Here is a 26038-nt window from a genome sequence, read left to right as displayed (position 1 = left end):
GGACGGCGCATGCCGGGTGCAAGGAGTCTCTATGTTCGGATTTCTAGCCAAAAAGCTTTTTGGCTCCAAGAACCAGCGGTTTCTCAACTCGATATCCCCCCTGGTGGAACAGATCAACAGCCTGGAGCCGGAGATAGAGCAGCTGGAGGACCGGGAGTTCCCTTCCCGGATCGCTGCACACCGCCAGGAGGTTGAGCAGGGACGCAGCCTGGACGATCTCCTGCCCCAGGTCTTCGCCCTGGTCCGGGAGGCGGCCAGACGGACAGTGGACATGCGCCCGTTCGATGTTCAGCTCCTGGGCGGGGTGGTCCTGCATCAGGGCCGGATAGCGGAGATGAAGACAGGGGAAGGGAAAACCCTGGTGGCCACCATGCCCCTGGTGCTCAATGCCTTGAGCGGGAAGGGGGTGCACCTGATCACGGTCAACGACTACCTGGCCCGGCGGGACGCGGAATGGATGGGCCGGGTGTACTCCTTTCTGGGCCTGGAGGTGGGCAGCATTTCCCATGGGATGTCAGACGAGGAGCGCAAACAGGCCTATGCCTCGGACATCGTCTACGGGACGAACAACGAGTTCGGCTTTGACTATCTGCGGGACCATATGAAGTTCTACCCCCATCAGCTGGTCCAGAGGGAGCTGAACTACGCCATTGTGGACGAGGTGGACTCGGTGCTCATCGACGAGGCCAGGACCCCGCTGATCATCTCCGGCCCGGCCGACGGTTCCACCGCCATGTACAAAGAGGTGGACGCCATTATTCCCAGATTGAAGCGGGATCGGGACTATACCGTGGATGAGAAGGCCAAGAGCGTGACCCTGACCGATGACGGAGTGGTCCGGTGCGAACAGATCCTGAAGATAGACAACCTGTTCGATCCCAAGAACATCAGCTATCAGCACCACGTCCTGCAGGCCCTGAAGGCCCATGAGCTGTTCAAGCGGGATGCGGACTATATCGTCCGGGACGGGCAGGTGATCATTGTGGACGAGTTCACCGGCCGGATCATGCCCGGCCGAAGATACAGCGACGGGCTGCACCAGGCCCTGGAGGCCAAGGAAAGGGTCCGGGTGGAGGCCGAAAACCAGACCCTGGCCAGCATCACCTTTCAGAACTTCTTCCGGATGTACGACAAACTGGCCGGGATGACCGGAACAGCGGATACGGAAGCAGTGGAGTTCAAGGAGATCTACAACCTGGACGTGAACGTGGTCCCCACCCACAAGCCGATGATCCGCACGGATCATCCGGATGTGATCTACCGGACCCAGAAGGAGAAGTACGACGCCATCGTGGAGGAGATCCGGGAGCTGTACACCAGGGGGCAGCCGGTGCTGGTCGGGACCACGTCCATCGACAAGTCGGAATACATTGCCGAGAACCTGAAAAAGCTGCGCATCCCCCACGATGTTCTCAATGCCAAGCACCATGAGAAAGAGGCCGAGATCATCGCCCAGGCCGGGGAAAAGGGCCGGGTGACCATTGCCACCAACATGGCCGGCCGGGGAACGGATATCGTTCTGGGCCAGGGGGTCCGCGAGCTGGGCGGACTGCATATCCTGGGCACAGAGCGGCATGAAAGCCGGCGGATCGACAATCAGCTGCGCGGGCGGTCCGGACGCCAGGGGGATCCCGGCAGCTCACGCTTCTATCTGGCCCTGGACGACGACCTTCTGCGCCTGTTCGGCTCGGACCGGATATCCGGGCTGATGAACAGGGTGGGGGTGGAAGAGGGGCAGGCCATAGAAAACAGCCTCATATCCCGGGCCATAGAAAACGCCCAACACCGGGTGGAAGAGCACAACTTCTCCATCCGCAAGCAGCTCCTGGAGTTCGACGATGTCATGAACCAGCAGCGGGAGGTCATTTACACCCAGCGCCGGGAGATCATGACCCTGCAGGATGTGGAGCCCATGATCCAGGGGTTTGTCCACGATCTGCTGGAGGACATCCTGGCTCCGGTGGAGGAAGCGGGCAAGGACGGCCCGGACCAGGAGACCGTCCAGGGGGTCAAGGTCAGGCTGGATGAGGTGTTCGCCCTGCGGCGGGTCATGGACCTTGACCAGGCCCTGCCCTCCCAGGAGGAGGCCGCAGAGAAGGTCCAGGAGATCCTGGACGCCCTGAAGGCCAGCGCCGGGGAGCACTACCAGGAGATCCTGCGCTTCTTTCTTCTGGAGAGCCTGGACCGGTTCTGGAAAGAGCACCTGCTGAACATGGACTACCTCAAGGAAGGGATCGGCCTGCGCGGGTACGGGCAGAAAAACCCCAAGCAGGAGTACAAGAAGGAAGGCTTTGAGCTCTTTCAGGAGCTCTTGTATCTGATCAAGGAAAACACCCTGAAGTCCCTGTGCCGGGTCAGGCTGCAGGAAGCCCCGGAGCAGGAGCTCCAGCACCAGGAGGAGCCGGACAGGCTGCAGTTTTCCGGTGGGGACGAGACTGCGGCCAGCACCAATCCTGAACCGTTCAGGCGGGAGAGCCCCAAGGTGGGCCGGAACGACCCCTGTCCCTGCGGCAGCGGGAAAAAGTACAAGAAGTGCTGCGGAAGGTAGCACAGAGGGTCTGGTCAGCTGAAACGAGCATCCGTCGACTTAAAGGAGCATGCAGTGATCACCATTCCGCAGGGATTTTCCTTTCTGGCGGCTAGGGCCGGATTCCGTTACTCGGGGCGCAGGGATCTGGGCATCATCCTCTCCTCCACCCCGGCCGCGGCAGCAGGGGTGTTCACCACCAACAGGTTCCAGGCCGCCCCGGTCCTGGTCAGCAGGGATCATCTCCGGGCCGGGTCCCGGGCCAGGGCGATCCTGGTCAATGCCGGTCAGGCCAATGCCTGCACCGGGGAAGAAGGAATCCGGGCCTGCCGCACAACCTGCGGGCTAGCGGCCAGGGCTTTCGGCCTTGAGCCGGAAGAGGTCCTGCCGGCCTCTACCGGGGTCATCGGCCAGGGCATGGACCTGGAGCTCTGGGAGCGGGGCGTTTCTTCCCTGGCTCAGAGCACGGTTACAGACGACCCCCTGGCTGTGGCTCAGGCCATGCTGACCACGGATACCTTCCCCAAGATCCTGTGGCGGGAAGTCGCCCTGAAGGGCGGGAAGGTCCGCCTTCTGGGCATGGCCAAGGGATCGGGCATGATCTGTCCCCAGATGGCCACCATGCTCGGTTTTGTCTGCTGTGATGCTGACATGGCCCCGGATCTGTGGCAGGAGATGGTGGAACGGGCGACAGAGGCCAGCTTCAACCGGATCAGTGTGGACGGGGACACGAGCACCAACGACTGCGTGCTGGCCCTGGCCAACGGAGAAAGCGGGATCGCGCCCGCAGCCGATGAAACAGGCCTGGTGGAAGAGGAGCTGACCGCGCTTTGTCAGGAGCTGGCCTATCTCATTGTCCAGGATGCCGAAGGAGGCACCAAGGTGGTCCGCATCCGGGTCGACGGGGCCAGAGACCACAGGGAGGCCGAGCTTGCGGCCAGGACCGTGGGCCATTCCCCCCTGGTCAAGACGGCCATGTTCGGGCGGGATCCGAACTGGGGCCGGATTGTAGCCGCTCTGGGCCGGTGCGGGGCCGACCTGGAGCCGGGCCGGGTCCGGGTCAGCATAGCCGGGCGGGAGGTCTTCCGGGACGGAACCCCGGTCCAGGCCGATATAGACAGTCTTTTGGCTCCCTATCTGGACCGGCAGGAGATCCCGGTCCAGCTCACTCTGGGCCAGGGGCCGGGGGAGTATGAGTTTTTGACCTCGGATCTGAGCCTGGATTATGTGCGGATCAATGCCGAATACAGATCATAACCGGTGCGGGCAGCACAAGGATGGAGTTTGAATGCTGAGCAGTGAGCGCCGGGAGGAGAAGGTCTCAGTGCAAGGGGAGGGACAGCAGATACCGGCTGAGCGATGGAAGGCCCTGAGCGACCTGCTGTTCGAGGTCGGCATGCTGCGCCATACACCGCGGACCGGGTACCAGTTCCTGGGCACGGGCCGGGAGAGTGTGGCTGAGCACAGTTACCGGACCACGGTCATCGGCTTTGTCTTGGCCCAGCTGGCCGGGGCGGACTGGAGCAGAGTGGTCCTGATGTGCCTGTTTCACGACCTGCACGAGGCCAGGACCGGCGATTTCAACTATGTGAATAAGATGTACAACTCCTCCAGGGACGAGCAGGCCCTGGCCGATGCCTGGTCCGGGACCGGAATGGGAGGGGATGTCCTTGAGCTTCAGGCCGAGCTGGAGGCTGCCCAAAGCCGGGAAGCGCTTCTGGCCCAGGATGCGGATCAGCTGGATCTGATCCTCAGCCTGAAGCAGGAGCAGGACCTGGGCAATGCCTATGCCCGGAAATGGATCGCCCATGCCCTGGAGAGGCTGCGCACCGATCTGGGCCGGGATTTGGCCCGGGTCATCGTGCATACCGATCACACGGACTGGTGGTTCCGGGCCGCAGACAGCTCCTGGTGGTCGCGGAAAAACGGACAGCCCAATGAGAGCGGGGGGCGGTAGGAGTCTGATCCGAACCGCCGCTGGGCTGGCCACAGCGGTTGCGGCATCTGTCATCCTGCATATGCTCCCGGCATGGTTTCCTCTGGGCCTGTCCCCTCCTGAGCAGGCCGATGTTCAGACCTTGTGGCTTGTCAGCCTGTCCTCCGGGCCCGGGGAAGAAGACCCGGGCAGACCAGGAAAAGCCGCAGACGGGCAGGGGAACAAAGCCGCTGCTCCGGCCGGGAAGCGCGCAGAGCAGGTTTCGGAGAACAGAAATTCCGGGGCCGCGCAGCTGATCCCGGTCCACAGCAGTCTGCGCCGGGAAGAGCTGGATCTGGTTCTTTCCGAGATCCGGAAGCGGATGCAGCCCGCATGGCGGCGGGCAAAGCCGCCGGGACCGGGGAGAGTGGAGCTCGGGCTAAAGCTGACCAAAGACGGGGATGTGGCCTCGGCCTGGGTCGCCCATGAACAGGGCAGCCCCGGCTTGGCCGAATTCGCCCTGGAGCTGGTGCACAGGGCCGGACCGTTTCCCGAAGCCGGGGCCCATATGCGCGACCGCCTGGTTCTCGGGTGCAGCTTTGTTGTGCACCGCAAGACACAGACAAGAGGAGAGTAGGTTGTGCGGATAGCCGTATTGTCCGATACGCATATGATGACGCCGAACCAGGCCTTGATATCTGCCTATCAGCAGGTGATGGAGGAGATGGACGCAGTGCTGCACTGCGGGGACATCACCGGGGAGCAGGTATACGCCTATCTGAACTCCCATCCCCGGTTCTTTGCCGTGGCCGGGAATATGGACAGCGGGCAGTGGGCGGATACCCTGCCCAGAAAGACCTCTGTCCAGCTGGGCCAGTTCCGGATCGGAATGGTCCACGGCTTTGGATTGGGATCCGGGTCCCTGGTTGAACAAGTCGTGTCCAGCTTCAAGGACCAGGAGCTGGACCTGATCTGCTTCGGGCATACCCACAGGCGGCTGTATGAGCCTGATGCGTACCCCGTCCCGGTCCTCAACCCCGGGAGCTTCTCCCTGCCCAAAGGCAGCCCCGCCGGGCTGGCCCGGATTGAGCTGCGTCCGGGATGGAAGCCGGATGTGAAATGGATTGATGTTGCATAGGATCTGCAAACCAAAAGGGTGTGTATGGCAAAAGAAGAATCTATCGAAGTAATGGGCGTGGTCACCGAAGCGCTGCCCAACGCCATGTTCCGGGTGGAATTGGAGAACGGACACGAGATTCTGGGGCATATCTCGGGCAAGATGCGCAAGCACTACATTCGTATCCTGCCCGGGGACAAGGTCAAGGTGGAGCTGTCTCCCTATGATCTGACCAGGGGGCGAATCGTCTTTCGCTACAAGTAGGGCCTGGTGAGCCGGCTGGAACCGGGAGGGCAGCCCAATGATCCGCGGGTCAGCAGCGTTTTCTGCTGCGGGGGGCTTAGAACCTGGTCAGCGCGGACTCACTGGCAAAGAAGACGGGCGTATCTTCTCGGTCTTCCGCACTCTGTGCGGTTTTCTTTTGCGGACCGGGGGCCAGGACCAGCCGGTAGCCGAAGCTGATGAACACCGGCCCGGGTTCGCCCATGCTGTGCGGCTTGAGGATAAAGGAAAACTCAATGGGCCGGGCCCGGCTGAGGGCCTGAGGGGGCAGAACCTCGATCTTCTGGGCCAGAACCTGTCCGGACCGGTCGCTGAGGTAGACCCCGAGCCACAGGTCCCTGGCCCAGGTGGCCCAGTCCGGGATAGGACCGTCTGGCCGGGGGTAGGCCTGGCCCCGGACCTGAAGACCCTTGGGATCCTGGCTGCAGAGGAAATCGAAGCTGAGATAGTTGGTGCGCAGGCTCTGGGGCTGATCCAGGGACCAGGGGTGCTGCTTGAGGTGGCCCACTGTCTGGCTGGCGCAGGCCAGAAGGCCCGCCAGCAGGGCCGCGCACACCCCCGCCCGCAGGACAGGGCCCAGGCCTTTCAGGGCCCGGCTGCCCGGGATGCGCTGTCCGTGCTTTGTGCTCATGAGCATTTTCCTCCCCAGTCGCATTCGCTCCTCTCTGGGGCTTATTCACTGATCGGCGGCCGGCCCTGGACCAGCATCTCGGACAGGGTCATATCCACTTTGGGCAGCCGGCCGGGTTGTGATCCCGTGAACTCCCGTTCCAATTGGGCAAGCTCGATATACAGCGGCGTCCGGTCCAGGACCGGAACGCGCGGCATATTGGCGGTCAGCTCCTGGCAGACATGACAGCCGGGAAACTGCTTGGTCTCTCCGCTGGGCATGTGGATCTGATTGGGGACGCCGTGCAGACGGCAGATCATCAGCCGGTAGTCGTACAGGATGCACAGGCCCGCTTGGTTCAAAGGGCACATGATCCTGGGCCGGCTGCCCTGGGCCAAAAGCTCCCGGCTCCGGGCCACGTTGTCTTCGGCCCGGGCCAGGACCGCTTGTCTTTGCTCTGCATCCAGGGTGGTAATTCCGCGCCACAGATAGGCCCATTCGATATAGGTGTGGTGCTGGAAATAGCTCACGCAGCAGTTGTCAGAGCACTTGGCGCAGCTCAGTCCCAGGCGGGAGGCCAGGTCGTCGTACTCAGCCTCCATCCTGGCATAGAGCTCGGCCAGGCGGCGGAAGATGCTATTTTGGGGGGTTTTCTTTGAACCACAGGTCATAGACGGATCTTTCCAGGGTTTGGATGCAGTTCTGAATGGACGCGGATGCGGTGCTCTGAACCAGATCCGCGTAGCGCTCATAGAGTTCACGCCGTTCCAGGTACAGGTCAAACAGGCTCTGTCCCGGCTGCATGACCAGCCCCCGTTCCGGATGCCGGCTGATCCGCCGGGAGATGGTGGCATAGTCGGCTTGCAAATAGATGACGACTCCGCTACTTTTGAGGGCCTGCATGGCCCGGGAGCTGTAGACCGCGCTGCCTCCGGTGGCGATGACGCAGCGATTGACATCCAGGCTGACCAGAGTTTCCTCTTCCGCCTCCAGGAACTGATCGAGGCCCAGGGAATTGCGCAGGGCCTCCAGGGGCAGGCCGTACCAGGCCTCCATGAGATGGTCGGTGTCCAGAAAGGCCCAGCCCAGTCTTTCGGCCAGCCCTGAGGCCAGGGTGCTCTTCCCCGAGCCTGGCATGCCGATGAAGGTGATGCACAGGGGCTGTTCAGGCCCAAAGCGCCAGGGTGAGCTTTTGTCCTGGGACGAACAGCGGTGCACAGCTTTGGATCCAGCCATTGCGTACCTTATGCAGACAGGATGGTTGACGCCGCGGTATGCGGCAATATGTAGCAACTAGCATAGAAACCGGCAAAGGCCAAGTCGGAGCGGATATGACCCAGAACCCCCAGTCTCTTGTCCAGGAGTATGTGCAACAGGGTATTGAGGCGCGCACAGCTTTTTTTCAGGCCGGCAGCGAAAGCGTGATTGAGGTGGCCAAGCTTATGGCCGTGACCCTGGTCCGGGGAGGAAAGATCCTCTTCTGCGGCAACGGAGGGAGTGCCGCGGACGCCCAGCACCTGGCCGCGGAGTTTGTCTCCAGGTTCGAGATGGAACGGCCCTCTCTGCCCGCCCTGGCCTTGACCACGGACAGCTCGGTGCTCACGGCTGTAGGCAACGACTACGGGTTCGATCAGGTTTTCAGCAAGCAGGTCAAGGCCCTGGGCCGGGAAGGGGACGTCTGCGTGGGGATCTCCACCTCCGGAACCAGCCGGAATGTTCTGCAGGCCCTGCGCATGGGCAGGGAGCAGGGGCTGACCACGGTCGCCCTGCTGGGCAGAGAGGGGGCCGCAATCCAGGAGCACTGCGACTATCCTCTGTGCGTGCCCGCTCAGCGCACGGCCCATATCCAGGAGGTGCACATCGTCATCGGGCACCTGCTCTGCGGGCTTGTGGATCATTTTCTCTTCGAGGCTGCCGATCAACTCCAGCCCTACCTGTGAACAGGACGACAGACCATTTCTACATCCAATCCAGGAGAACGGCTATGCCTATATACGAGTATACCTGCGCACAGTGCGCTCATCAGTTTGAGGAGATCGTTCTGGGACGGGAAGAGGCAGTGACCTGCCCCAAATGCGGATCAGGAAAGACCCAGAAGCTCATGTCCAGGTGCCGGAGCAAGCTGGGAGGGAGTGAACCTGTCGGGGCCGGGACCGTTCCTTCCGGAGGGGGCTGTACCGGGTGCAGCGGAGGAAGCTGCGCCTCCTGCGGATAGCCCCGCTGCCCTGCATGGTGCGCGTTGCCGGCGGGGCCGTGGAGAACGGCAGGCATCTTCCGCCGCCAGGACGGTGCCCCGAGTGCGGAGCACTGAGCCCGGGCGGCGGTATTTCGTGAATTTAGAACCCATCAAGAGGCCTATGAGTACCTCGCTGACAATCGCCACCCGGGGCAGCAAGCTGGCCCTGTGGCAGGCCGAGCATGTGGCCGGCCTGATCCGTCAGGCGCATGCGGACATAGATGTCGATTTCAAGGTGGTCAAGACCTCCGGAGACAAGATCCTGGATGTCCCCTTGGCCAAGGTCGGAGGCAAGGGGCTTTTCGTCAAGGAGATTGAGGAGGCCATACTGGCCGGAGAGGCGGACCTGGCCGTGCACAGCATGAAGGATGTGCCCGGCGAGCTGGTATCCGGCCTGACCCTGGGCGTGATGCCAGAGCGGGACGACGCCTTTGACTGCCTGCTGAGCATGGAATACCCCGATCTGCAGTCCCTGCCCGCGGGCGCTGTGGTCGGGACCAGCAGCCTGCGGAGGCAGGCCCAGCTTCTGGCCCTGCGTCCGGATCTAGAGATTCAGACCTTGCGCGGCAATCTGGATACCCGGCTGAACAAGCTGGAGCAGGGCCTCTACGACGCCATTGTGGTCGCCTCCGTGGGTTTAAAGCGCCTGGGCCTTACTGCCCCGCACGCCTTTCCCCTGGTCCCGCCGGATTTCTTTCCCGCCCTGGGCCAGGGGGCCCTGGGCATCGAATATCCGGAAGACAACGCCCGGCTGCATTCCCTGCTGGCCGGTCTGGATCATGCCCAGACCCGGGTGACCGTGACCGCGGAACGAAGCTTTCTGCACGAGCTGGAGGGCGGCTGCCAGGTCCCCATCGGGGGCATGGCCCGGGTGGAAGATGATCAGGTCTTTCTGCAGGGCTTTGTCTCCGACCTGCAGGGGAAGCGGGTGATCATGGAGCAGGGCCGGGCCGGCTGCCGGGAGGCTGAAGGCCTGGGCCGGTCCCTGGCCCGCAGGGTGCTGGACCGCGGAGGACGGGAGATTCTGCGCGAGATCTACTCCTGCGGGGAGTAGGACTGGCTGTGGGACCGCCGGCGTTTGCAGCTCAGGGGCGGCCGTGCCCTGTGCGCTGCAGGAGGGCGGCCAGATCCTCCGGCGTATTGACATTGATGAACGAATCCAGGCCGGGATCAACGGTCAGGACCTCGGCTTCGGAAACGGTCCGGACCCGGACCTGGGAGTACATGGCCGATATCTTGGCCAGGCCGCTGTGAAGGAGCCGGCCGGCTACCGGAAGGCAGCTCTTGGAATACAGGGCGCACAGGGGCTCGTAATAGCCGTTGACCACCGGGACCACGACCTCATCCCCCCCCACGGTGCGGTCCATGAGCAGCCGGATCAGTCCCGGGGCCAGAAGAGGCGAGTCGCAGGCGGTGATAAAGACGTAGTCCAGGCGGCTGGAGTGCAGGGCTGCGTGTATCCCGGTCAAAGAGGAGCGCAGGGAAAAGATGTCCGCGCTAACCGGAAAGGAGCCGGCACAGGAATCTTCCGGGCTGCGGGTGATGACCCGGACGTCGGCGCACACAGTGCTCAGGGTCTGATAGAGACGCTGGAGAAAGGTCTCCTGTCCCAGGCGCAGACAGCCTTTGTTCTGCCCGTTCATGCGGCTGTTTCTGCCGCCGCTGAGGATGGCTCCGGATACTGAGGTAAGCATAGCCCATGTCTCGGTCCAGGGAAGGGGTGACACTTTTTGTATGAAAATAATGCTCTAAGGTCTTGTTTTTACAGGATGTGTTATTTTCATGCTTCGTTGTGCCTGCGCTTTGGCAGGCATGTGGGTTTGTATGAAAATAATGCTCTAAGGTCTTGTTTTTACAGGATGTGTTATTTTCATGCTTCGTTGTGCCTGCGCATTGGCAGGCATGTGGGTTTGTATAAAAACGGTTGTTAGTTAATAGTTGGGATAATCCAAATCGAAATCGGTATCGGGATCGGTATCGAAATCGAAAGGATATGTCATTCGGTGCAGCAGGAACCCTTAGTTTATGGATATCGATCCCGATCCCGATATCGATTACGAACCCGAACAAAGAAAAGCACAACAAACGGATGCACTGGACGCTTATTCTTCGGGCCAGTGGTCCTCAGCGTTATCAGGATCCGATTGGGTAACCACTCCCAGTCGGTATCGTTAGCGAAATCGTGCCCGCACCTTGGCAGGCATGCAGATTAGTCTCTGCCCCCAGGGCAGCCGGATGTCAAGGAAAGGGGACATTTTTCTGGTTCTTCGCCCCAGGCTGTGGATTTTTGGAGTTTGCCGTCTCTTCTGGGTGCCCACTTTCGGCCCGGTATTTTCTACGCCCCGCCAAATGGCAATTCCATTTCCTGTGACGCCGAGCCATTTTTCTTGTGCAACAGGACGATGTCCCGGCTATAGAGCCTGAGTTCGGCCGACAGCCGGTCTGCGAGCCACTGGAAGGTATCCAGGGAAAAGAAGCTGACGTGGGTTTCATCCCGGATATAATGCCAGCCGGCAAAGGCGGAGGGTGAGGCGGCCAGCTTGGTCATCACAGCCAGCCAGCCTCCCGGGCGGAGCAGGGACCATATCCGGGGCAGGGTTCTGCCCGGCCGGCGGAAGTGCTCCACCGTTTCGGTGCAGGTGATCAGGTCGTAGCTGCGCTCCCAGACCTTTGGATCCGGCGCGTAAAAGGGATCGTAGATATCCATGGCATACCCTGCTTCCCGGCACATGGCGGCCAGGGCCGGCCCGGGTCCGGACCCGAAGTCCAGGCCGGAGGCGGGGGGAGGAACCAGGCTCAGAACAGGGTGCAGAACCCGGGACAGGAACGTTCTGTAGCCTGGGTCCGTGACCTCGTTTTGATGCAGATCGTAGCGGGCCTTTTCCTGGGCCGGGCTGAGGTGCTGCTCAGGGGGGACAAAGACCAGCCTGCAGACCGGGCACTGGCAGTAGCTGCGCCTGCGGTCCTGGTGATAGGGCAGGGTCCGGCCATTAAAGCACAGGGGGCATTGGGGGCTGCTGGGGACAGACGGCATTCGGGCTCCGGAAAAATGGTATGTGCGGCTTGTCTCGGACAGCAAATGAGCATACTCTAGGTTGGGATTCAGGAAAAGCCGTCAAACCGACCTACAGGGGGCCATGCGATGAAGATGCAGGAAGTGCGGGACCTGGGCAGAGCACGGGGGCTGCGGTTCGGGGTGGGGATGACCAAGATCCAGGCCATCCGGGCCATTCAGAGGGATGAAGGAAACTTCGACTGCTTTGCCCGGGCCGGCAGCGGGTACTGCGATCAAGTACACTGCCTGTTCCGTGCGGAATGCCTGCGCCTTTCGCAAAAGCCGGCCCAGAGCGTGCTCAGGCCCTGAGCCCGGGCCGGTTCTCCAGCATCGCCCCGGGGCGGATCACAATTACCAGTTCAGGGACAAAACGTCAGGAGGTCAGTGGAGGAGTTATGTCCAAAACCCAGTTCTCGTTTGAACAGCACATGGAAAACAGCCTGATTATCCAGACCTGCTACTACAGGCTCGAAGCCTTTTACCGGGCCCTGGAATCCATATACGGTCAGGGACATGAGGCGGTTGAGTGCGCCTCCCAGGTCATGGACAAGCTCAATGAGCTGAAGATCCATATGGACGATCTGGTTATCCAAGAGTTTCCGGAGCGCAAGATGTCCTGTGTGTATCGGACCAACGACCGGCCGAAGCTGAGCTCATCGGCCAGGAACGACTCCTAGATCCCGCCCCAAGCCGTGGTCTTGGGGCGGGGCTTCTTTCCCGCCCGAACCCCTCTTCCTTGCCTCGACCTTCTTTTCGTAGGTTCTTCGACCTAGCCTGTGGATTTTTGGAGTTTGCCATCTCTTCTGTGTGCCCACTTTCGGCCCGGTATTTTCTAAGCCCGGCCAAAGGGGGTCCCTGCCCCCTCCCGGCTACTCACGTGCAGATCACTGCTTTCTGTGTCGAAGAGCCTTTTCGTACCTCGCTTCCAGCGGCATTTACCGGCCTCCGGCCAGGACCGGACAACGCCCGGGCAGTGTTCATTGTTTTGCCAATTGCGTCTTTTCCCGAGAGTTGGTAAGGCTGTCCGGAAATTGAATAAGACGGCTGTTTGGAATCAGAGTCGAAACAGAAAGGAGTGAGTATGGACTTTAAGCTGAAGAAAGAACACGAAATGCTGCGCAAGGCTGTCCGGGACTACGCCAAGAAGGAACTGGGGCCAACAGCTGCGGAACGGGACGCTGAAGAGCGTTTTGACCGCGATATTCAATTCGACAAGCTCGCGGAGATGGAGCTTCCGGGAATCATCTTTCCCGAGGCCTACGGGGGAGCGGAGGCCGACTACCAGAGCTATGTGATTGCTATCGAGGAGCTGTCCCGGGTCTGCGCCTCAACCGGGGTGGTTCTGTCCGCGCACGTTTCCCTGGGCAGCAATCCGATATACCTGTTCGGGACTGAGGAGCAGAAGCAGAAGTTCTTAAAGCCCATGGCTGAAGGGACCAAGCTGGGCTGCCTGGGTCTCACCGAGCCCGAGGCGGGCTCGGACGCCGGAGGAACCCAGGCCACAGCTGTGCTGGACGGCGATGAATGGGTCTTAAACGGGAGCAAGAACTTCATCACCAATGGCGGCGATGCAGAAATAACCGTGGCCATGTTCAAGACGGACGAGAATGCGCCCAAGAAGCATCAGGGGATCAGCGCCTTTATTATTGAAAAAGGGACCCCGGGCTTTTCCGCGGGCAAGACGGAAGACAAGCTGGGCATCAGGTCCTCGTCCACCCGGGAGCTGGTGTTCTCCAACTGCCGGGTACCCAAGGACAACCTGCTGGGCAAGGAAGGGGACGGCTTCAAGATAGCCATGAAGACCCTGGACGGCGGCCGGATCGGGATTGCGGCCCAGGCCCTGGGCATCGCCCAGGGGGCGTACGAAGAGGCCCTGGCCTACGCCAAGAAGCGGCAGCAGTTCGGCCAGCCCATCGGCAGGTTTCAGGCCGTGCAGTTCAAGCTGGCGGACATGGCAACCCAGATCGACGCAGCCAGGTTTTTGGTCTACCGAGCGGCCTGGTGCGTGGACAACAAGCTCCCGTACACCAAGGAAGCGGCTATGGCCAAGTGCTATGCCTCGGACGTGGCCATGTGGGCAACCACGGAGGCAGTGCAGGTCCTGGGCGGCTACGGATACGTCAAGGACTATCCACTGGAGCGGATGATGCGGGACGCCAAGATCACCCAGATCTACGAGGGGACCAATGAGATCCAGCGGATGGTCATCGGAGGCAATATCTTGAAGTAGCGGGGCCTTCGGCTCGGAATATCAAAAGCACAAAGGACATGCATATGCACGACGTATTGACGCCCCCGGCCTGGAGCAGCCTGTTCGGCATCCCGGGCTGGGTCCTGGCCGTACTCATACCTGTTCTGGGGCTGGCCTGTTTCGTCTATATCATGGTCAAGCGGCTGATCCCCCTGGTCAAGGGGGCTTCGGATCCCCGTTTCGACCGTCCGGGCCAGCGGGTCAAGGACATTCTGGTCTACTGGCTGGGCCAGTACAAGCAGCCGAGGTACATGCTGGCCGGTGTCCTCCACATCGTCATCTTCTTCGGGTTTCTCATCCTGGCCATCCGGTCCATCTCCCTGGTCATCATCGGGTTCTCCCCGGATTTCGTGTTTCCCGGCCTGTCCGGGCCCCTGGGGGATGTGTACAATGTGCTCAAGGACTACGCGGCCACCCTGGTGTTTCTGGCCTGCATCGCGGCCGGGATCAGGCGCGGGGTGTACACCCCGGAGCGGTACAAGGTGCCGCCCCAATACGGGAAAGATCATACCTTTGAGGCCATTTTCGTCCTGGGCCTGATCGGCGGCCTGATGGTCTTTGAGAGCCTGTTCGAGGCCGCGCATGTGGCCGCAGCCGGCATGGAGCACATGCCTGCGCCCCTGAGCCTGGGCTGGTTCTTTGCATGGATCCTGGCCCCTGCTTCAGGCGGATTCTTGCAGTTCACCCACGTGGTTTCCTATTTTGCCCACGATGTGATCTTTTTCTTCTTTTTGTGCTTTCTGCCTTTCGGCAAGCACTTCCATGTGATCACCTCCATATTCAACGTCTACTTCCACAAGCTGGACAAGGGCAGCGTCAAGCCGGTGCGCTGGGGCGTCTCGGATGAAGAGCTGGACGACCTGGAGAGCTTCGGGGTCAAGTACTTCGAGGACTTTACCTGGAAGCACATGCTGGACTTCTACACCTGCGTGGACTGCGGACGGTGCTCGGACAACTGTCCGGCAAACCACGTGGGCCGTCCCCTGTCTCCGCGGTTCATCTCCATCAAGTCCCGGGACTATATGTTCGAGCACTACCCGGTCCGGGGCGATATGCAGGGCCGGGAGGCGGTCATGGGCCGGGTGTTTTCCGAGGACGAGATCTGGTCCTGCACCACCTGCGGGGCGTGCGAGGAAGAGTGCCCGGTGATGAACGAGTACATCGACAAGATCGTCGATCTGCGCCGGGGCATGGTGGATGAAGGCCTGGTTCCCCAGTCCCTGCAGAAGCCCCTGTCCGCCCTGGAAAAGCGGGGCAACCCCTACGGAAAGACAGAGAAAAAGCGGCAGGAATGGACCAAGCCCCTGGCCGAGGAAGGCCTGGAGGTCCCGGTGGCCGGCTCCAAGACCCAGGCCAGGACCCTGTACTTTGTGGACAGCGCAACCTCCTACGACGAGCGGCTGCAGGACCTGGCCCGGGCCACGGCCCGGATCTTTTCCGCCTGCGGGGAGGAGTTCGCGATCCTGGGCAAAGGGGAAAAGGACAGCGGGCACGAGGTCCGACGTTTCGGGGAGGAGATGCTGTTTCAGAGCTTGAAGGAGCACAACACCCAGGCCATTCTGGACAGCGGGGCGGAGCGGATCGTGACCGCCGATCCCCATGCCCTCAACGCCCTGAAGAAGGACTATGCCGGACTGCCCCAGGTTGAGCACATTGCGGAGTATGTCTTGGGCCAGATCCGGTCCGGGAGGCTGAACCTCGCTCCTGTTGAGGACAGCAGCGCGGTGTATACCTACCATGACCCGTGCTATCTGGGCAGGCACAACCTGCTCTACGACGCCCCCCGCCAGGTCCTGGACTCCATCCCCGGCCTTACCCGGGTGGAGATGGAGCGCAGCCGGGACCGTTCCTTCTGCTGCGGCGGCGGCGGGCTGATGCTCTTCTACGAACCCATCGAGGATCAGCGCATGGGCCAGGCCCGGGTGAAAATGGCCGAGGAAGCCGGGGCCACGGTGATCGTGACCGGTTGCCCCTTCTGTCTGGTGAACCTGGAAGACGGGGTGAAGACCAGCGGTCTGGAAGGGAAGATGGAGGTCATCGACCTGACCGAGCTGGTGGCCAGACAGATCAAGGGCCTGCTCACAGGGCAGACGGCACAGGCGGAAGAAGACAGCAGGGAGCAGAAAGATAACCAGGAACAGGAGGCAGGGGAATAAGGGGGGGGCGCCCCACATTACCTGCCCGGTTCACCCAGGAGCCGGTCCGGATTCGTCCGGGCCGGCTTTTTGGTGCATGCCTCCCGGTCCGGACGGCATGCCGCCGGAGACAAGGGGAGGAATTGTTGCCAATAGAGACGAAAATCGGTATCCCCCTTTGATGACAATGTACAACGGCGGATTTTAAGCCTGGGCCAAGCCCCGGAGGGCAGTGCAGACCGGATACAGGGTGCGCTGTGGCAACGAAGCAAGGAGAAGGCATTTATGACAGAGATTATGGACATTGTGACCGCCCGGGATCCCGGACAGCCGGAGTTTCATCAGGCAGTGAGCGAGGTGGCTGAATCCATCAAGCCGGTTCTGGACAAGAACCCGGAATACCGCCAGGCCAAGGTTCTGGAGCGGATAGTGGAGCCGGAGCGGATCATTCAGTTCCGGGTCCCCTGGGTGGACGACAAGGGGGAGGTTCAGGTCAACCGGGCCTTCAGGATCGAGATGAACAGCGCGTTGGGGCCGTACAAGGGCGGACTGCGCTTTCACCCTTCGGTCAACATCAGCATCCTCAAGTTCCTGGCCTTTGAGCAGACCTTCAAGAACGCCCTGACCACCCTGCCCATGGGGGGGGGGAAGGGTGGCTCGGACTTCGACCCCAAGGGCAAGAGCGACAACGAGGTGATGCGCTTCTGCCAGAGCTTCATGGCCGAGCTGTACCGGCACATCGGGCCGAACACGGATGTCCCGGCCGGGGATATCGGGGTCGGAGCCCGGGAAATCGGATATCTGTTCGGCTTTTACAAGAAGCTGCGCAACGAATTTACCGGGGTGCTGACCGGCAAAGGCCTGAACTGGGGCGGAAGCCTGATCCGGCCCGAAGCTACCGGGTATGGGGTGGTCTATTACGCGGCAGAGATGCTGGCCACCCGCAACGAGACCCTGGAAGGCAAGACCTGCCTGGTGTCCGGTTCGGGCAATGTGGCCCAGTACACCACTGAAAAACTCCTGGAGTTCGGGGCCAAGATAGTTACCTTGTCCGATTCCAACGGCTATATCTATGATCCGGAAGGGGTGAGCCAGGAGAAGCTGGAGTTCGTCAAGATGCTCAAGAACGTGCGGAGGGGGCGAATCAAGGAGTACGCTGAAAAATATTCCGGGGCCGAGTATGTGGCTCTGGAATCCGGCCAGGATCACAATCCCCTGTGGGACTATCAGGCCCATTGCGCCTTTCCCAGCGCCACTGAAAACGAGATCAACGCCCTGGACGCCCAGAATCTGGTCAAAAACGGGGTGAAGGTGGTGGCTGAGGGGGCGAACATGCCCACCACACCGGATGGAATCGATGTCTTCCTGAACAACGGAGTTCTGTTTGGTCCCAGCAAGGCGGCCAATGCCGGAGGCGTATCCGTGTCCGGGCTGGAGATGACCCAGAACAGCATGCGCCTGGGCTGGAACCGGGATGAGGTGGACAATCGGCTGCAGATGATCATGAAGAACATCCACAAGACCTGCCTTGATGCAGCTGAAGAGTACGGCACCCCGCAGAATTACATGAACGGAGCCAACATTGCCGGCTTTGTCAAGGTGGTGGACGCCATGCTGGATCAGGGAGTGGTCTGATACGCCTGGCTGAAATTCATTGCTGGAATTCCAGGACAGATTCTTGCCAAGGGGCCTCACGAACAAAGTGGGGCCCCTTTTTTGTTTCCTTGTTTACTCACATCAAAGCCGGTCTATACACCCAAGCGGCAGGTATGATAGACTTTGGATGTATAAAATCGTATCTTGGTGTTATTCTGTACATCGTCTGTTTCTGACATTGGATATTGAGGGGCGAGATTTTGATCCCAAATATGCAGGAGGCTCCATGAAAATAAAGCATCTGGTGTCTCTTATTCCCTTCCTTTGGGCCGGAACTCTCTGTCTGCAGGGAGTGTCTGTGGATTCAAACGCTTATGCCCAAACCAGTGCTGAAGTCATCCGGGCCGGGGAAAAAGAAATACCGCTCATTGTTATGCCTGTCGGGTTGCTGGAATAAGGCGTATGGTGATCGGCCCATATGAGGCCAGGGAAAGATTCCGCTCCCCTGAATCTAAGACAGCTTACTAATGGGTGCGAAATGTTCTTTACATTGCGCTCCCAGTAGTAGTCCCGCCTATGGCGGGACTCGCGCATGAAGCAAGCGGGAATTTATTTCCCGCGCAGCTGAGTGCAGCGCGCAAAAAGTAAACAACTTTTTGCTCTCATTAATAAGTCCTTCAACTTAGAAGAAAGGAGATTGCCATGTCCTGGTTACAGAAAAAATGCGTTGTAGTGCCTATAGATTTTTCGGAAGAGAGTATTCAGGCTGTGGATGTGGCCAGGGAGTTTGTGCAGGAGTCATCTCACATTCACATCATTCATGTCTCCCGGCCCTGGGATGAGCATGAAATCGGCGGGACATGGGGGAAAGAGACCGAAGAAGAGCGCATCCAGTCTATTCAAAAAAAGCTCCGGGAAGAACTTCAGAACAAAGGATATGAGGACCTCCAGATTGATATCCATTTAGGCAGTCCGGCCTCGGAAATCATCAACTATGCTGAAGAGGTCGACGCTGAACTCATTGTCATGCCTTCCCATGGCCGGACCGGCATCAAACATTTCGCCCTGGGCTCGGTTGCGGAAAGAGTGGTTCGAACGGCCCATTGTCCTGTGCTGGTGCTCAGGCACAAAGAACAAAAGAAGGACAGAAAAAAGTTAATCGCATATGATTAAGGGCCCAATATATGCTTTGAACCCGGATAAAGATCCCGCGCGCCGGATTGAAAATCCGGGAACACCTTCAAGGTGCTGCACCAGGGGGTCACGGCTCATGCGGACTCTGTGTATCGGAGGCAGGGGGAGATGAGTGACCGGTCCCTTTGGAGCCGTTCATGTGCTCGTGGGGCACATCTCCACTGGCGTGGGAATGCAGATGCTGGTGGAGGATATTCCGATTCTTGGGTTCCAGGTGTCCATCCTCCAGGGTAAAGAGCTCCTGGGTGGTGTGATAGAGAAAATCCCAATCATGGGAGACAATAATCAGCCCCAGGTTCAGCTTGTTTTTGATGACCTCCAGGATGTGCTGGCGGGTATCGGGGTCCAGGCCTGTGGATGGTTCATCCAGGAGCAAGGCCTGGGGCTGCATGGATAAGATGGTGGCCAGGGACAGGAGCTTTTTCTCGCCTCCAGAGAGTTTATGGGTGATCCGGTCCTCGTATCCATCCAGGCCCACCAGCTTGAGGGCGTGCCGGGATCTTTGCCGGGCTTTTGCCATGCTGTGCCCCAGGTTTAAAGGCCCAAAGGCCACATCCTCCAGAACCGTTGGGCAGAAAAGCTGGTCCTCTGGATTTTGAAATACAAAGCCCAGGTTGCTGCGCAACTCCTGCAGGCTGGAGGGGGTCGGTGGTTGTTCCCTGTAGAGCAGGCTGCCTTTTTGCGGTTTCAAAAGCCCTACCAGAAGCTTGAGAAAGCTGGTCTTGCCCTGGCCTGTGGGTCCGATGATGCCCATGCGCTGATGGGGGGAATAGGAAAAGTCCAGGTCCTTAAAGAGCGGCCGGGATTGTTCCGGATAGGCAAAAGTTATCCGGCTGAGGCGTAAAAGCGGGGTATTTGCGTGTTCAAGGGTTTGGGGCATGGTGTATACATCGCAGTTTTGCTGATTTTTATAAACTGAGGTCCACAATAATCAGTGCTCCCACTGTGGCCGCCATGCCCGCAGAAAAAAACACGTCCCGCCGGGTCAGGGCAAGCTCCTGCAGGGAATAGAATTTCCCCTGGAAACCCCTGAGCAGCATGGCCTGATACACCCGGCCGGCCCGGTCATAGCTGTTGACCAGGACCATGGCCAGGAGATAGCCGTAGGTTTTATAGGTATGCAGATTCGTTCCTGGCTTGAAGGCTCTCGCTCTGGCTGCTGAGTCCAGGCGATGGTATTCCTCCAGAATCACATACAGATATCGGTAGCTGATCAACAGGAGGAAGGTCAGCTTATCCGGCAGGCCCAGACGGCTCAGGGCGTAGCCAAGGGCAGGCGTGGAAGAGGTGGACAAAAGGGCCATAACCGCCAGGACCACTGCATTGGACTTTAGGGTGATCAACCCGGCCAGGGCCAGGCCTGCTGTGGTACAGGTCAATGGTCCCAGCGTGAATACAGCCTGACCTGCAGCTGAAAAAGGCAAAAAGACCCACAGAAAAAGAATAAAGATATTGACCAGGGCCAGCCGGGCCAGGACCGGCCCCCGGGGCAGACGGGCCAGGAGTAAAAGGACTGTAGACATCCCCAGGGCGGTCAAGGCTGCGGGAAAACCGGTCAGCAGGACCACGGTCAAAGCATAGGGAACGATAAGGCAAATTTTGATCCGGGGATCACTGCGATGGAGCAGTGAGCTGCCCTGGCTGAAGGTTTCCATCTGCACCCGGTTACCTCCGGCCTGAGCCGCGGCTCTTGAAGTACAAGGTCAGTCCCATGAGCCCCAGAATGTATCCCAGGCCACCCAGAATATCCTGCAGGGAAACACGATCCTGCTGCAAGGACTGGATCTGTCTTTTCAAGGGGGCCACTTCCTGGGACACGGCCGCGGCTACTATCCTCTGCAGCTCTTCCCGGTCCAGGAATATTTGGACAGGCTTGGCTTTTGCAGTCTGGTTTGGATCTGATCCTCTGGCTGGCGAGTTCTCCGGCTTGGCTTCGAAAGCGGGGTCTGCTTCGATGCTCTCGTTTTGGAGCCCGAACTCTTCGGACTGAACAGTCCAGGATGCCTTGTGCCCCATAGAGGCCTCCAGGACGATATGCAGATCTTGTTTGGCTGCCCTGGCCCTGGCGGGAATTGAGAACTCGGCCTGACCCTGCTCATTGATACTGGTCTTGAGCAGTGCTTCATTGTCCCCTTTGAACGTGACTGTGAGCTCCCCGTTTTTGACTGCAGAACCATCTGGGAAGCTGCCCTGGCAGACGATATTTTCATGCTCCACAAAACAGAAAAGGTTGACCCTGTGGGCCGAAGCCGGGACCACAAAGAGCCAGGACAAAACCGCTAGGCACCACAGAGACCCAAGACATAATTTTTTGATCATAACTCACTCTATTTCCTGCTCAAGAGGTACTGAAACCTCGAGGATTTCCGGTCTGACCTTGAGCAGAAAGCCCACGATGATCGCGGTGACAATGCCTTCCACCACCCCAAGGGGAACATGGGCCACTAAAAAAGCTTGAGCCGCGGGCAGAAAGGCCTGCCCGGAAAGGGCCAGACACAAAGCGGCCAGCAGGCCGGAGCCCAAAACAGAGAGGCTGCCGGCCAGAAAAGCAGCCAGAGCGGACACCCTCTTGTTTTTTTTGATCAGCCGGGAGAAGAGCATAGAACAGATCAGAGCCGGCAAGGCCATGATGACCGTATTGACTCCAAGGACGGTTACTCCGCCATACTGAAAAAAGACCGCCTGCAGGAGCAGGGCCACCAGGATGGCCGGAAAACAGGCCCAGCCCAGGATAAGGCCCACGAGACCGTTCAGCACAAGGTGGATGCTGGCCGGACCAAGCGGTACATGCACCAGAGTGGCAACAAAGAATGCTGCAGTAAACACAGCCACTTTGGGGACCTCATGCTGGTCCATGCGTTTGAGGCCCACGGCAGTTCCAGCCAGAGCCAGCGCTGCTCCGCTTGCGAGTACCGGAGCCGAGAGTATGCCTTCGGATATGTGCATGGAGATGGCCTCTGCAAACGTGTGATTGTCTTGCCTGAATCCGCTACTGCCAGGGCAGGAACTGAACCCAGATGACAGCCCCGAGCTCAACGTTTTTCTCTTCCCCTTCATGTTCCAGGGTGTAGTCGGCCTGGTTCAAGGCGGAAAAGCCCCACCAGCCAGCTTTGGGCGCGGCATAGGTGAAAACGCCGTTTTCATCCGCTGTCACCACCTGAGTCACCATGTACGGGCTTTGCGCTTCTGCCTGCTTATTCTGGTTGTAGAATTCGATTTCAACTTCTGCACCCGGAACAGGCTCCTGATCGAGCATCACCCTGCCCTGGAAGACATTGCCGGAATACAAGCCAAAGGGCCGGGTCAGGGGGACGATCTCGGTCTCCAGGTTCAGGGGCTTTGTCCAGCCGTTTTCCTGGCCAAAGGCAGCGATGTATGTCTTGGTCAAGTGCTTGATAAAGATATCCTCGGCCTCTTCCCAGTAGGGCTTGGGTTCCATGGTCAGACAAAAGACTCCGGGCCGGCGGGGCTGAAACGTCGTTGTCCAGGCCTGATGTCCCAAAAGCTGGGTGGGCTGCAGGTCCTCTGTGAGCGATCTGGACTGTCCGCTGCCCATATGGATTACCTTCACTCCCAGAGGTTTCTCCAGTTCCATGCCTTTTTGCTCAAAAGGGTGCAGAAAGGCAAAAGAAACATCGGTTTGCTTTTGCCTCTGCTGGAGCAGGGAATGCTCCGGCAAAACCGCCCCGAAATGGGCGGCAAGGTTTTGGGGAAGGAGAAAACAAAGGCCAAGAACTGCCAAAAAGGCGCAAGTGAACACAGGTTTGTGCATACCATTCTCCTTTCTGCGCAAATTTTTTAGCACAAATTAAAAAAAAGTGCTACCCATGCTGGATCAAATTGTGCCTGCTGTCAAGGAGAAAATACATTTGAACAGGGATCTTGGGTGCTGTTTATGATTGTCAACAATTTCAGTATATTTGTTCTGTAATCGGAAGGAGTTAACTTGTGAACACTTCTGGTGCCTTACATCTGAGAACAAAATGACCGGGTGTTCGATCGGGTTGCTGGCCTGGCTGTTGAGAGTTGGTTCTGATTAAGAGCGCCGTAACAGACGCAGCAGGCGGCCTTTGAGCACAATGGCGTCTTCAGGGCACAGCTCCTGACAGCAGTAGCAGTGAATGCACGTCCCACTTCGCACCACAGGACCGGTCCTGGTCATGTACATGGCCTTAGCCGGACAGTGCGAGACGCACAGCCCGCACTGAACGCAGCGGGAGGAGACCACCTCCGGCAGGCAGTTGATCCACCTGGACAGGCATCTGTTCAGGACCAGGCCGGACAGGCCGGGGAGAAAGGTCTGCGGAAAACGAAAACTCGTCACCGGCTGCAGCTCTCCCTTGATGTCCATCCGGGCCGGATCGATCTCTCCCAGCCCTCGTTTTCCGGCCTCCTCGATGTGGGGAACGGATTTCGGCTCCTGGCCCAGAAAGAAAACAGCCGCAGCATCCAGGCTGACAGCATTATCCGAGGCCATGATTTTGCCCAGGACAACAGGGCTGCCGTTGGCTGGTCCGTTGCCCTGCATCCCCACCACGGCGTCCAGGATGGTCAGATCCGGCGGCCGGATGCTGTAGATGTCCACCAGGGCCTTTGCAAACTGGCGGGGCCGGGGGCAGGCGGCGTGAAGGCGCATCTTGTCTCCGCCCACCACGTAGCCAAAGGTGTTTTTGATGCCGGCGGTGAGCACAGTCAGGGTATGGGTCTTCAACTTGGGAACGCTGACCAGTACATCCGCCTCCAGGATTTGTCTGGAGACGGTCACATGATCGAAGTACCTTGACGGCACCGGGCAGTGCACAGGATATTGGCCCAGGGGAACATAACAGCCCAGGGCGGCCTGCTCAATTCCGCTTACGGCCGCGGACCGGCCGGAACGGCCGTAGGCACTGATGCCCGGGTTGTCCCCGACCATGACCCTGGCCCCGCGGTCCAGCAGGGCGGAGACCACGGCCCGGACCAGGTCCGGATGGGTGGTCACCGCCTTGTCCGGAGGGTGCGGGGCAAGGATGTTCGGCTTGACCAGTACGGATTTTCCGGCTCAGTTTCTGGGAAAAGCTTCCAGAATCCGGTCGATGACCCGGGGCAGGGAGGCGTCGTATTCCGCATCCTGGATCAGGACCCGGGCATTGGCTTTTGATTGAGGCTGCATGTCTTGGGGCATATGGTGTACGGTCCTGTCAGCTTTGCCTGAAAGAAAAAAACGGTTCTTCGACGTAGCCTGTGGATTTTTGGAGTTTGCAAACTCTTATGTAGGCAATTCCAGTTTCTGTGTCCAAGAGCCGAAAGAACAGGGAGAATGAAATGATGATAAGCTTGGAGCTGATACTGGCCGTTCTGCTTGCAGGGACGGCCCTGGGCCTACTGGTCTGGAAAGGGGGAAAGAGCTGCACCCCCTGACTGTTTATCTATGTCCCGCTGGGAGTGGGACTCTTGACCTATTACCTGGCATCCAGGCTGTTCTGATCCCAATTTGCAGTCAAGGTGATCATGCAAACCCACATGCCCTGACAGGCGCACCGAAGCATGGAAACGATTTCGATACCGATCCCGATTTCGATTGGGAATGGCTACCCAATGGGATTCTGATGACGCTGAGGATCACTGGCCCGAAGAATGAACGTCCAGTGCATCCGTTTGTTGTGCTTTTCTTTCTTTGGGGTTCGAAATCGCTATCGGGATCGGGATCGATATGCATAAACTGAGAATTCCTGCTGCACCGAATGACATATTCTTTCCATTTCGATACCGATCCCGATTTCGATTTGGATTACTCCAACTGTTAACTAATCGCACCCATGAGTAAGCAGGACCCGGTCGCCATCAACCGCTGTCCATAGATTCTTCAGTCCATACGCTCCTTCAGAATGACAAAAGGGGCATCAGAACCAGTCGGCAGGTGGCCATGCCTCTTTCTGGTCATCGGTTTCTTTCTTCTTGTCATTCTGAGCGAGTCTGGGAGCGAAGAATCTCTCTACAGCACACCCTTGATCACGCTGATCACCCCGAGGATCGCCAGCATGCAGTTGATGAGCAGGACGTATTGGGCCTGATTGATCCGTTTAAACCCTGTCGCTCCGCATGCCGTCCCCAGGAACAGAACCGGCAGGGCCAGAAGATAGGCGTACAGCACGGATGAGGTGAAAAAGCCCTGGGTGGCCTGGGCTCCGATGACCAGCAGCCCGGAGACAAGGAAGTAGCTGACCAGGGTGGCCTTGATCCTTTCCTTGGGCCACGGCTGGCTGGAGCAGTATATGATCGCCGGCGGACCGCTGGTGCCCAGCGATCCGCCCAGCCAGCCGGAGATAAGCCCGGAAGCGACTGCCCATCCGGGTCCGGGAGGCAGCCGGGGGCTGCGCCCGGTCAGGGCGGACAAGGAGATGAACATCAACAACCCGCCCAGGATCAGCTGCAGGGTCCATTCCGGGCAGGCGGCCAGGGTGATCACTCCCAGGGGAATGCCCGGCAGGCTGCCGGCGATGAGCAGGAGGGATCCGGAGACGTGGACATGTTCCCTGGACTCGCGCAGGAGCATGAGGTTGATGCTGGTGCCGATGAGCAGGATGAAGGGGACTACAAAGCGCAGGGGCAGAAACAGGGAGAGCAGGGGGATGGCGATCAGGGCGCTTCCGAACCCGGACAGGCCCTGGACAAATCCAGCGGCAAAGACAATCAGGGCGATAAGCAGATACTCGTTCGGCATGGCGGCATTCATACGCCCTCTGGAATGATCGGGCAAGGGCGGGGGCTCTTCGACACAGAAAGTGGAATTGCATACATAACCCATCTTTACGCTTAACTTCGCAAAATTAGCTTAAAATTTGCCTGGATTAACTTGCCAAAAATCCGTAACCACCTGAAAATACGTAGTTACTTTAGTTATACGGTCTTTTGTAGTGACTACGAATGCAAAACTGCTTATTGACAGAATGGCCAGCCATGATAAACTCCTTGCATGTTCATCAGGGAAACAAAAAGAAAGTACAAGAATTCTAATAAGTTATATTATACACATAAGTTAGTTGAGTCAATTCGTACTCCGGATGGCCCCAGGCAAAGAGTTGTGCTTAATCTGGGCACCTTGGAGCTTTCGAAAGATAAATGGACTGAGCTGGCTCAA

Annotated in this window: 29 protein-coding genes; 16 read left to right on the top strand and 13 right to left on the bottom strand. The window is 59.1% G+C overall.

Annotated features, from left to right (window positions below; all coding sequences use genetic code 11):
• Positions 1–31: 31 nt before the first annotated feature.
• The 6 genes from secA (at position 32) to infA (ending at position 5823) form a co-directional block, all read left to right on the top strand.
• Complete coding sequence (gene secA, locus N902_RS0100150; RefSeq protein ID WP_027369262.1) at positions 32–2548, top strand: preprotein translocase subunit SecA; 2517 nt, start codon at positions 32–34, stop codon at positions 2546–2548.
• Positions 2549–2602: 54 nt separating this feature from the next.
• Positions 2603–3784 (top strand): bifunctional glutamate N-acetyltransferase/amino-acid acetyltransferase ArgJ, encoded by a 1182-nt coding sequence (gene argJ / locus N902_RS0100145; RefSeq protein WP_027369261.1) that lies wholly within the window; start codon positions 2603–2605, stop codon positions 3782–3784.
• 139 nt (positions 3785–3923) lie between these two features.
• Positions 3924–4484, top strand: coding sequence for an HD domain-containing protein (locus tag N902_RS0100140; protein ID WP_244147354.1), 561 nt, complete (start codon positions 3924–3926; stop codon positions 4482–4484).
• Positions 4465–5079, top strand: coding sequence for an energy transducer TonB (locus N902_RS0100135; protein ID WP_027369259.1), 615 nt, complete (start codon positions 4465–4467; stop codon positions 5077–5079). Before N902_RS0100140 ends, N902_RS0100135 begins: the two co-directional genes overlap by 20 nt.
• Before the next feature lie 3 nt (positions 5080–5082).
• Positions 5083–5580: a metallophosphoesterase family protein gene (locus N902_RS15700; protein WP_051564037.1), complete on the top strand. Its 498-nt coding sequence runs from the start codon at positions 5083–5085 to the stop codon at positions 5578–5580.
• A gap of 24 nt (positions 5581–5604) precedes the next feature.
• Positions 5605–5823, top strand: coding sequence for a translation initiation factor IF-1 (gene infA, locus N902_RS0100125; RefSeq protein ID WP_027369258.1), 219 nt, complete (start codon positions 5605–5607; stop codon positions 5821–5823).
• 76 nt (positions 5824–5899) lie between these two features.
• Here the strand turns inward: infA and N902_RS15695 are convergent, their stop codons facing one another.
• Genes N902_RS15695 through thrB form a run of 3 tightly spaced genes read right to left on the bottom strand, consistent with a single transcriptional unit; the run spans position 5900 to position 7687 of the window.
• The gene (locus N902_RS15695) at positions 5900–6472 is read right to left on the bottom strand and encodes a hypothetical protein (protein ID WP_051564036.1); all 573 of its coding nucleotides are present in this window, start codon (positions 6470–6472) and stop codon (positions 5900–5902) included.
• A gap of 41 nt (positions 6473–6513) precedes the next feature.
• Positions 6514–7122, bottom strand: a complete 609-nt coding sequence (locus tag N902_RS0100115) for a hypothetical protein (RefSeq protein WP_027369257.1) — start codon at positions 7120–7122, stop codon at positions 6514–6516.
• Positions 7088–7687 (bottom strand): homoserine kinase, encoded by a 600-nt coding sequence (thrB, locus tag N902_RS15690; RefSeq protein WP_051564035.1) that lies wholly within the window; start codon positions 7685–7687, stop codon positions 7088–7090. Before thrB ends, N902_RS0100115 begins: the two co-directional genes overlap by 35 nt.
• A 95-nt stretch (positions 7688–7782) precedes the next feature.
• Here thrB and N902_RS0100105 point away from each other — a divergent pair, with 95 nt between their 5' ends.
• From N902_RS0100105 to hemC, 3 genes are all read left to right on the top strand, one after another.
• Positions 7783–8391: a D-sedoheptulose 7-phosphate isomerase gene (locus N902_RS0100105; protein ID WP_027369256.1), complete on the top strand. Its 609-nt coding sequence runs from the start codon at positions 7783–7785 to the stop codon at positions 8389–8391.
• A 44-nt stretch (positions 8392–8435) separates the two neighbouring features.
• A complete protein-coding gene (locus tag N902_RS0100100) occupies positions 8436–8666 on the top strand; it encodes an FmdB family zinc ribbon protein (protein ID WP_027369255.1) in 231 nt (76 codons plus the stop codon).
• Between the two features lie 142 nt (positions 8667–8808).
• Positions 8809–9741 (top strand): hydroxymethylbilane synthase, encoded by a 933-nt coding sequence (hemC, locus tag N902_RS0100095; RefSeq protein WP_027369254.1) that lies wholly within the window; start codon positions 8809–8811, stop codon positions 9739–9741.
• Positions 9742–9772: 31 nt separating this feature from the next.
• Here hemC and N902_RS15685 read toward each other — a convergent pair whose 3' ends face one another.
• Positions 9773–10381 carry a molybdenum cofactor guanylyltransferase gene (locus tag N902_RS15685; RefSeq protein ID WP_051564034.1) on the bottom strand — a complete coding sequence of 203 codons (609 nt, stop codon included), beginning with the start codon at positions 10379–10381 and terminating at the stop codon, positions 9773–9775.
• Positions 10382–11022: 641 nt separating this feature from the next.
• Positions 11023–11721 (bottom strand): class I SAM-dependent methyltransferase, encoded by a 699-nt coding sequence (locus N902_RS15680; RefSeq protein ID WP_034621086.1) that lies wholly within the window; start codon positions 11719–11721, stop codon positions 11023–11025.
• Positions 11722–11829: 108 nt separating this feature from the next.
• Between N902_RS15680 and N902_RS0100080 the strand changes: the two genes are divergently transcribed.
• The 7 genes from N902_RS0100080 (at position 11830) to N902_RS0100050 (ending at position 18897) form a co-directional block, all read left to right on the top strand.
• The gene (locus N902_RS0100080) at positions 11830–12051 is read left to right on the top strand and encodes a hypothetical protein (protein WP_027369253.1); all 222 of its coding nucleotides are present in this window, start codon (positions 11830–11832) and stop codon (positions 12049–12051) included.
• Between the two features lie 86 nt (positions 12052–12137).
• Entirely contained in the window at positions 12138–12419 is a 282-nt protein-coding gene (locus tag N902_RS0100075) for a hypothetical protein (protein WP_027369252.1), read from the top strand.
• Between the two features lie 404 nt (positions 12420–12823).
• On the top strand, positions 12824–13972 hold the full coding sequence (locus N902_RS0100070) for an acyl-CoA dehydrogenase (protein ID WP_027369251.1): 1149 nt from the start codon (positions 12824–12826) through the stop codon (positions 13970–13972).
• Between the two features lie 44 nt (positions 13973–14016).
• Positions 14017–16149 (top strand): (Fe-S)-binding protein, encoded by a 2133-nt coding sequence (locus N902_RS15675; protein ID WP_084287537.1) that lies wholly within the window; start codon positions 14017–14019, stop codon positions 16147–16149.
• A gap of 264 nt (positions 16150–16413) precedes the next feature.
• Positions 16414–17763 (top strand): NADP-specific glutamate dehydrogenase, encoded by a 1350-nt coding sequence (gene gdhA, locus N902_RS0100060; RefSeq protein WP_027369250.1) that lies wholly within the window; start codon positions 16414–16416, stop codon positions 17761–17763.
• A gap of 148 nt (positions 17764–17911) precedes the next feature.
• On the top strand, positions 17912–18181 hold the full coding sequence (locus N902_RS19600; protein WP_153304103.1) for a hypothetical protein: 270 nt from the start codon (positions 17912–17914) through the stop codon (positions 18179–18181).
• A 245-nt stretch (positions 18182–18426) separates the two neighbouring features.
• Positions 18427–18897 (top strand): universal stress protein, encoded by a 471-nt coding sequence (locus N902_RS0100050; protein WP_027369249.1) that lies wholly within the window; start codon positions 18427–18429, stop codon positions 18895–18897.
• A gap of 88 nt (positions 18898–18985) precedes the next feature.
• Here N902_RS0100050 and N902_RS15670 read toward each other — a convergent pair whose 3' ends face one another.
• From N902_RS15670 to N902_RS0100010, 8 genes are all read right to left on the bottom strand, one after another.
• Complete coding sequence (locus N902_RS15670; RefSeq protein ID WP_084287535.1) at positions 18986–19798, bottom strand: energy-coupling factor ABC transporter ATP-binding protein; 813 nt, start codon at positions 19796–19798, stop codon at positions 18986–18988.
• A gap of 28 nt (positions 19799–19826) precedes the next feature.
• Positions 19827–20573 (bottom strand): cobalt ECF transporter T component CbiQ, encoded by a 747-nt coding sequence (gene cbiQ / locus N902_RS0100040; protein WP_034621129.1) that lies wholly within the window; start codon positions 20571–20573, stop codon positions 19827–19829.
• Between the two features lie 10 nt (positions 20574–20583).
• Complete coding sequence (locus N902_RS0100035; RefSeq protein WP_027369247.1) at positions 20584–21237, bottom strand: hypothetical protein; 654 nt, start codon at positions 21235–21237, stop codon at positions 20584–20586.
• A gap of 3 nt (positions 21238–21240) precedes the next feature.
• Entirely contained in the window at positions 21241–21864 is a 624-nt protein-coding gene (cbiM, locus tag N902_RS0100030) for a cobalt transporter CbiM (RefSeq protein WP_027369246.1), read from the bottom strand.
• Positions 21865–21907: 43 nt separating this feature from the next.
• The gene (locus tag N902_RS0100025) at positions 21908–22690 is read right to left on the bottom strand and encodes a DUF4198 domain-containing protein (RefSeq protein ID WP_027369245.1); all 783 of its coding nucleotides are present in this window, start codon (positions 22688–22690) and stop codon (positions 21908–21910) included.
• Positions 22691–22954: 264 nt separating this feature from the next.
• Positions 22955–23944 (bottom strand): DUF362 domain-containing protein, encoded by a 990-nt coding sequence (locus tag N902_RS20300; RefSeq protein WP_279614642.1) that lies wholly within the window; start codon positions 23942–23944, stop codon positions 22955–22957.
• A 15-nt stretch (positions 23945–23959) separates the two neighbouring features.
• Positions 23960–24082: a hypothetical protein gene (locus N902_RS20450; protein WP_279614639.1), complete on the bottom strand. Its 123-nt coding sequence runs from the start codon at positions 24080–24082 to the stop codon at positions 23960–23962.
• A gap of 810 nt (positions 24083–24892) precedes the next feature.
• Complete coding sequence (locus N902_RS0100010; protein WP_027369244.1) at positions 24893–25633, bottom strand: sulfite exporter TauE/SafE family protein; 741 nt, start codon at positions 25631–25633, stop codon at positions 24893–24895.
• Positions 25634–26038: the final 405 nt, after the last annotated feature.

It is taken from the genome of Desulfovermiculus halophilus DSM 18834 (assembly GCF_000620765.1).
Taxonomy (GTDB): domain Bacteria; phylum Desulfobacterota; class Desulfovibrionia; order Desulfovibrionales; family Desulfothermaceae; genus Desulfovermiculus; species Desulfovermiculus halophilus.
The sequence above is the reverse complement of the archived record's forward strand: the minus strand, read 5'-3'. Positions and strand labels throughout refer to the sequence as shown.

Bases quoted from the DNA above. Each gene is read 5' to 3' on its own strand.
- N902_RS15695 (WP_051564036.1), bottom strand. From the start codon at position 6,472: ATGAGCACAAAGCACGGACAGCGCATCCCGGGCAGCCGGGCCCTGAAA.
- N902_RS0100035 (WP_027369247.1), bottom strand. From the start codon at position 21,237: ATGATCAAAAAATTATGTCTTGGGTCTCTGTGGTGCCTAGCGGTTTTG.
- N902_RS15675 (WP_084287537.1), top strand. From the start codon at position 14,017: ATGCACGACGTATTGACGCCCCCGGCCTGGAGCAGCCTGTTCGGCATC.
- N902_RS15670 (WP_084287535.1), bottom strand. From the start codon at position 19,798: ATGCCCCAAACCCTTGAACACGCAAATACCCCGCTTTTACGCCTCAGC.
- N902_RS0100105 (WP_027369256.1), top strand. From the start codon at position 7,783: ATGACCCAGAACCCCCAGTCTCTTGTCCAGGAGTATGTGCAACAGGGT.
- N902_RS0100075 (WP_027369252.1), top strand. From the start codon at position 12,138: ATGTCCAAAACCCAGTTCTCGTTTGAACAGCACATGGAAAACAGCCTG.
- N902_RS20450 (WP_279614639.1), bottom strand. From the start codon at position 24,082: ATGCCCCAAGACATGCAGCCTCAATCAAAAGCCAATGCCCGGGTCCTG.
- N902_RS15680 (WP_034621086.1), bottom strand. From the start codon at position 11,721: ATGCCGTCTGTCCCCAGCAGCCCCCAATGCCCCCTGTGCTTTAATGGC.
- N902_RS0100050 (WP_027369249.1), top strand. From the start codon at position 18,427: ATGTCCTGGTTACAGAAAAAATGCGTTGTAGTGCCTATAGATTTTTCG.
- N902_RS15685 (WP_051564034.1), bottom strand. From the start codon at position 10,381: ATGCTTACCTCAGTATCCGGAGCCATCCTCAGCGGCGGCAGAAACAGC.
- gdhA (WP_027369250.1), top strand. From the start codon at position 16,414: ATGACAGAGATTATGGACATTGTGACCGCCCGGGATCCCGGACAGCCG.
- N902_RS0100115 (WP_027369257.1), bottom strand. From the start codon at position 7,122: ATGACCTGTGGTTCAAAGAAAACCCCCCAAAATAGCATCTTCCGCCGC.
- N902_RS0100025 (WP_027369245.1), bottom strand. From the start codon at position 22,690: ATGCACAAACCTGTGTTCACTTGCGCCTTTTTGGCAGTTCTTGGCCTT.
- N902_RS0100080 (WP_027369253.1), top strand. From the start codon at position 11,830: ATGAAGATGCAGGAAGTGCGGGACCTGGGCAGAGCACGGGGGCTGCGG.
- hemC (WP_027369254.1), top strand. From the start codon at position 8,809: ATGAGTACCTCGCTGACAATCGCCACCCGGGGCAGCAAGCTGGCCCTG.
- N902_RS19600 (WP_153304103.1), top strand. From the start codon at position 17,912: ATGTATAAAATCGTATCTTGGTGTTATTCTGTACATCGTCTGTTTCTG.
- N902_RS0100140 (WP_244147354.1), top strand. From the start codon at position 3,924: ATGCTGCGCCATACACCGCGGACCGGGTACCAGTTCCTGGGCACGGGC.
- N902_RS0100100 (WP_027369255.1), top strand. From the start codon at position 8,436: ATGCCTATATACGAGTATACCTGCGCACAGTGCGCTCATCAGTTTGAG.
- cbiM (WP_027369246.1), bottom strand. From the start codon at position 21,864: ATGCACATATCCGAAGGCATACTCTCGGCTCCGGTACTCGCAAGCGGA.
- N902_RS0100010 (WP_027369244.1), bottom strand. From the start codon at position 25,633: ATGAATGCCGCCATGCCGAACGAGTATCTGCTTATCGCCCTGATTGTC.
- infA (WP_027369258.1), top strand. From the start codon at position 5,605: ATGGCAAAAGAAGAATCTATCGAAGTAATGGGCGTGGTCACCGAAGCG.
- N902_RS0100070 (WP_027369251.1), top strand. From the start codon at position 12,824: ATGGACTTTAAGCTGAAGAAAGAACACGAAATGCTGCGCAAGGCTGTC.
- thrB (WP_051564035.1), bottom strand. From the start codon at position 7,687: ATGGCTGGATCCAAAGCTGTGCACCGCTGTTCGTCCCAGGACAAAAGC.
- N902_RS0100135 (WP_027369259.1), top strand. From the start codon at position 4,465: ATGAGAGCGGGGGGCGGTAGGAGTCTGATCCGAACCGCCGCTGGGCTG.
- cbiQ (WP_034621129.1), bottom strand. From the start codon at position 20,573: ATGGAAACCTTCAGCCAGGGCAGCTCACTGCTCCATCGCAGTGATCCC.
- secA (WP_027369262.1), top strand. From the start codon at position 32: ATGTTCGGATTTCTAGCCAAAAAGCTTTTTGGCTCCAAGAACCAGCGG.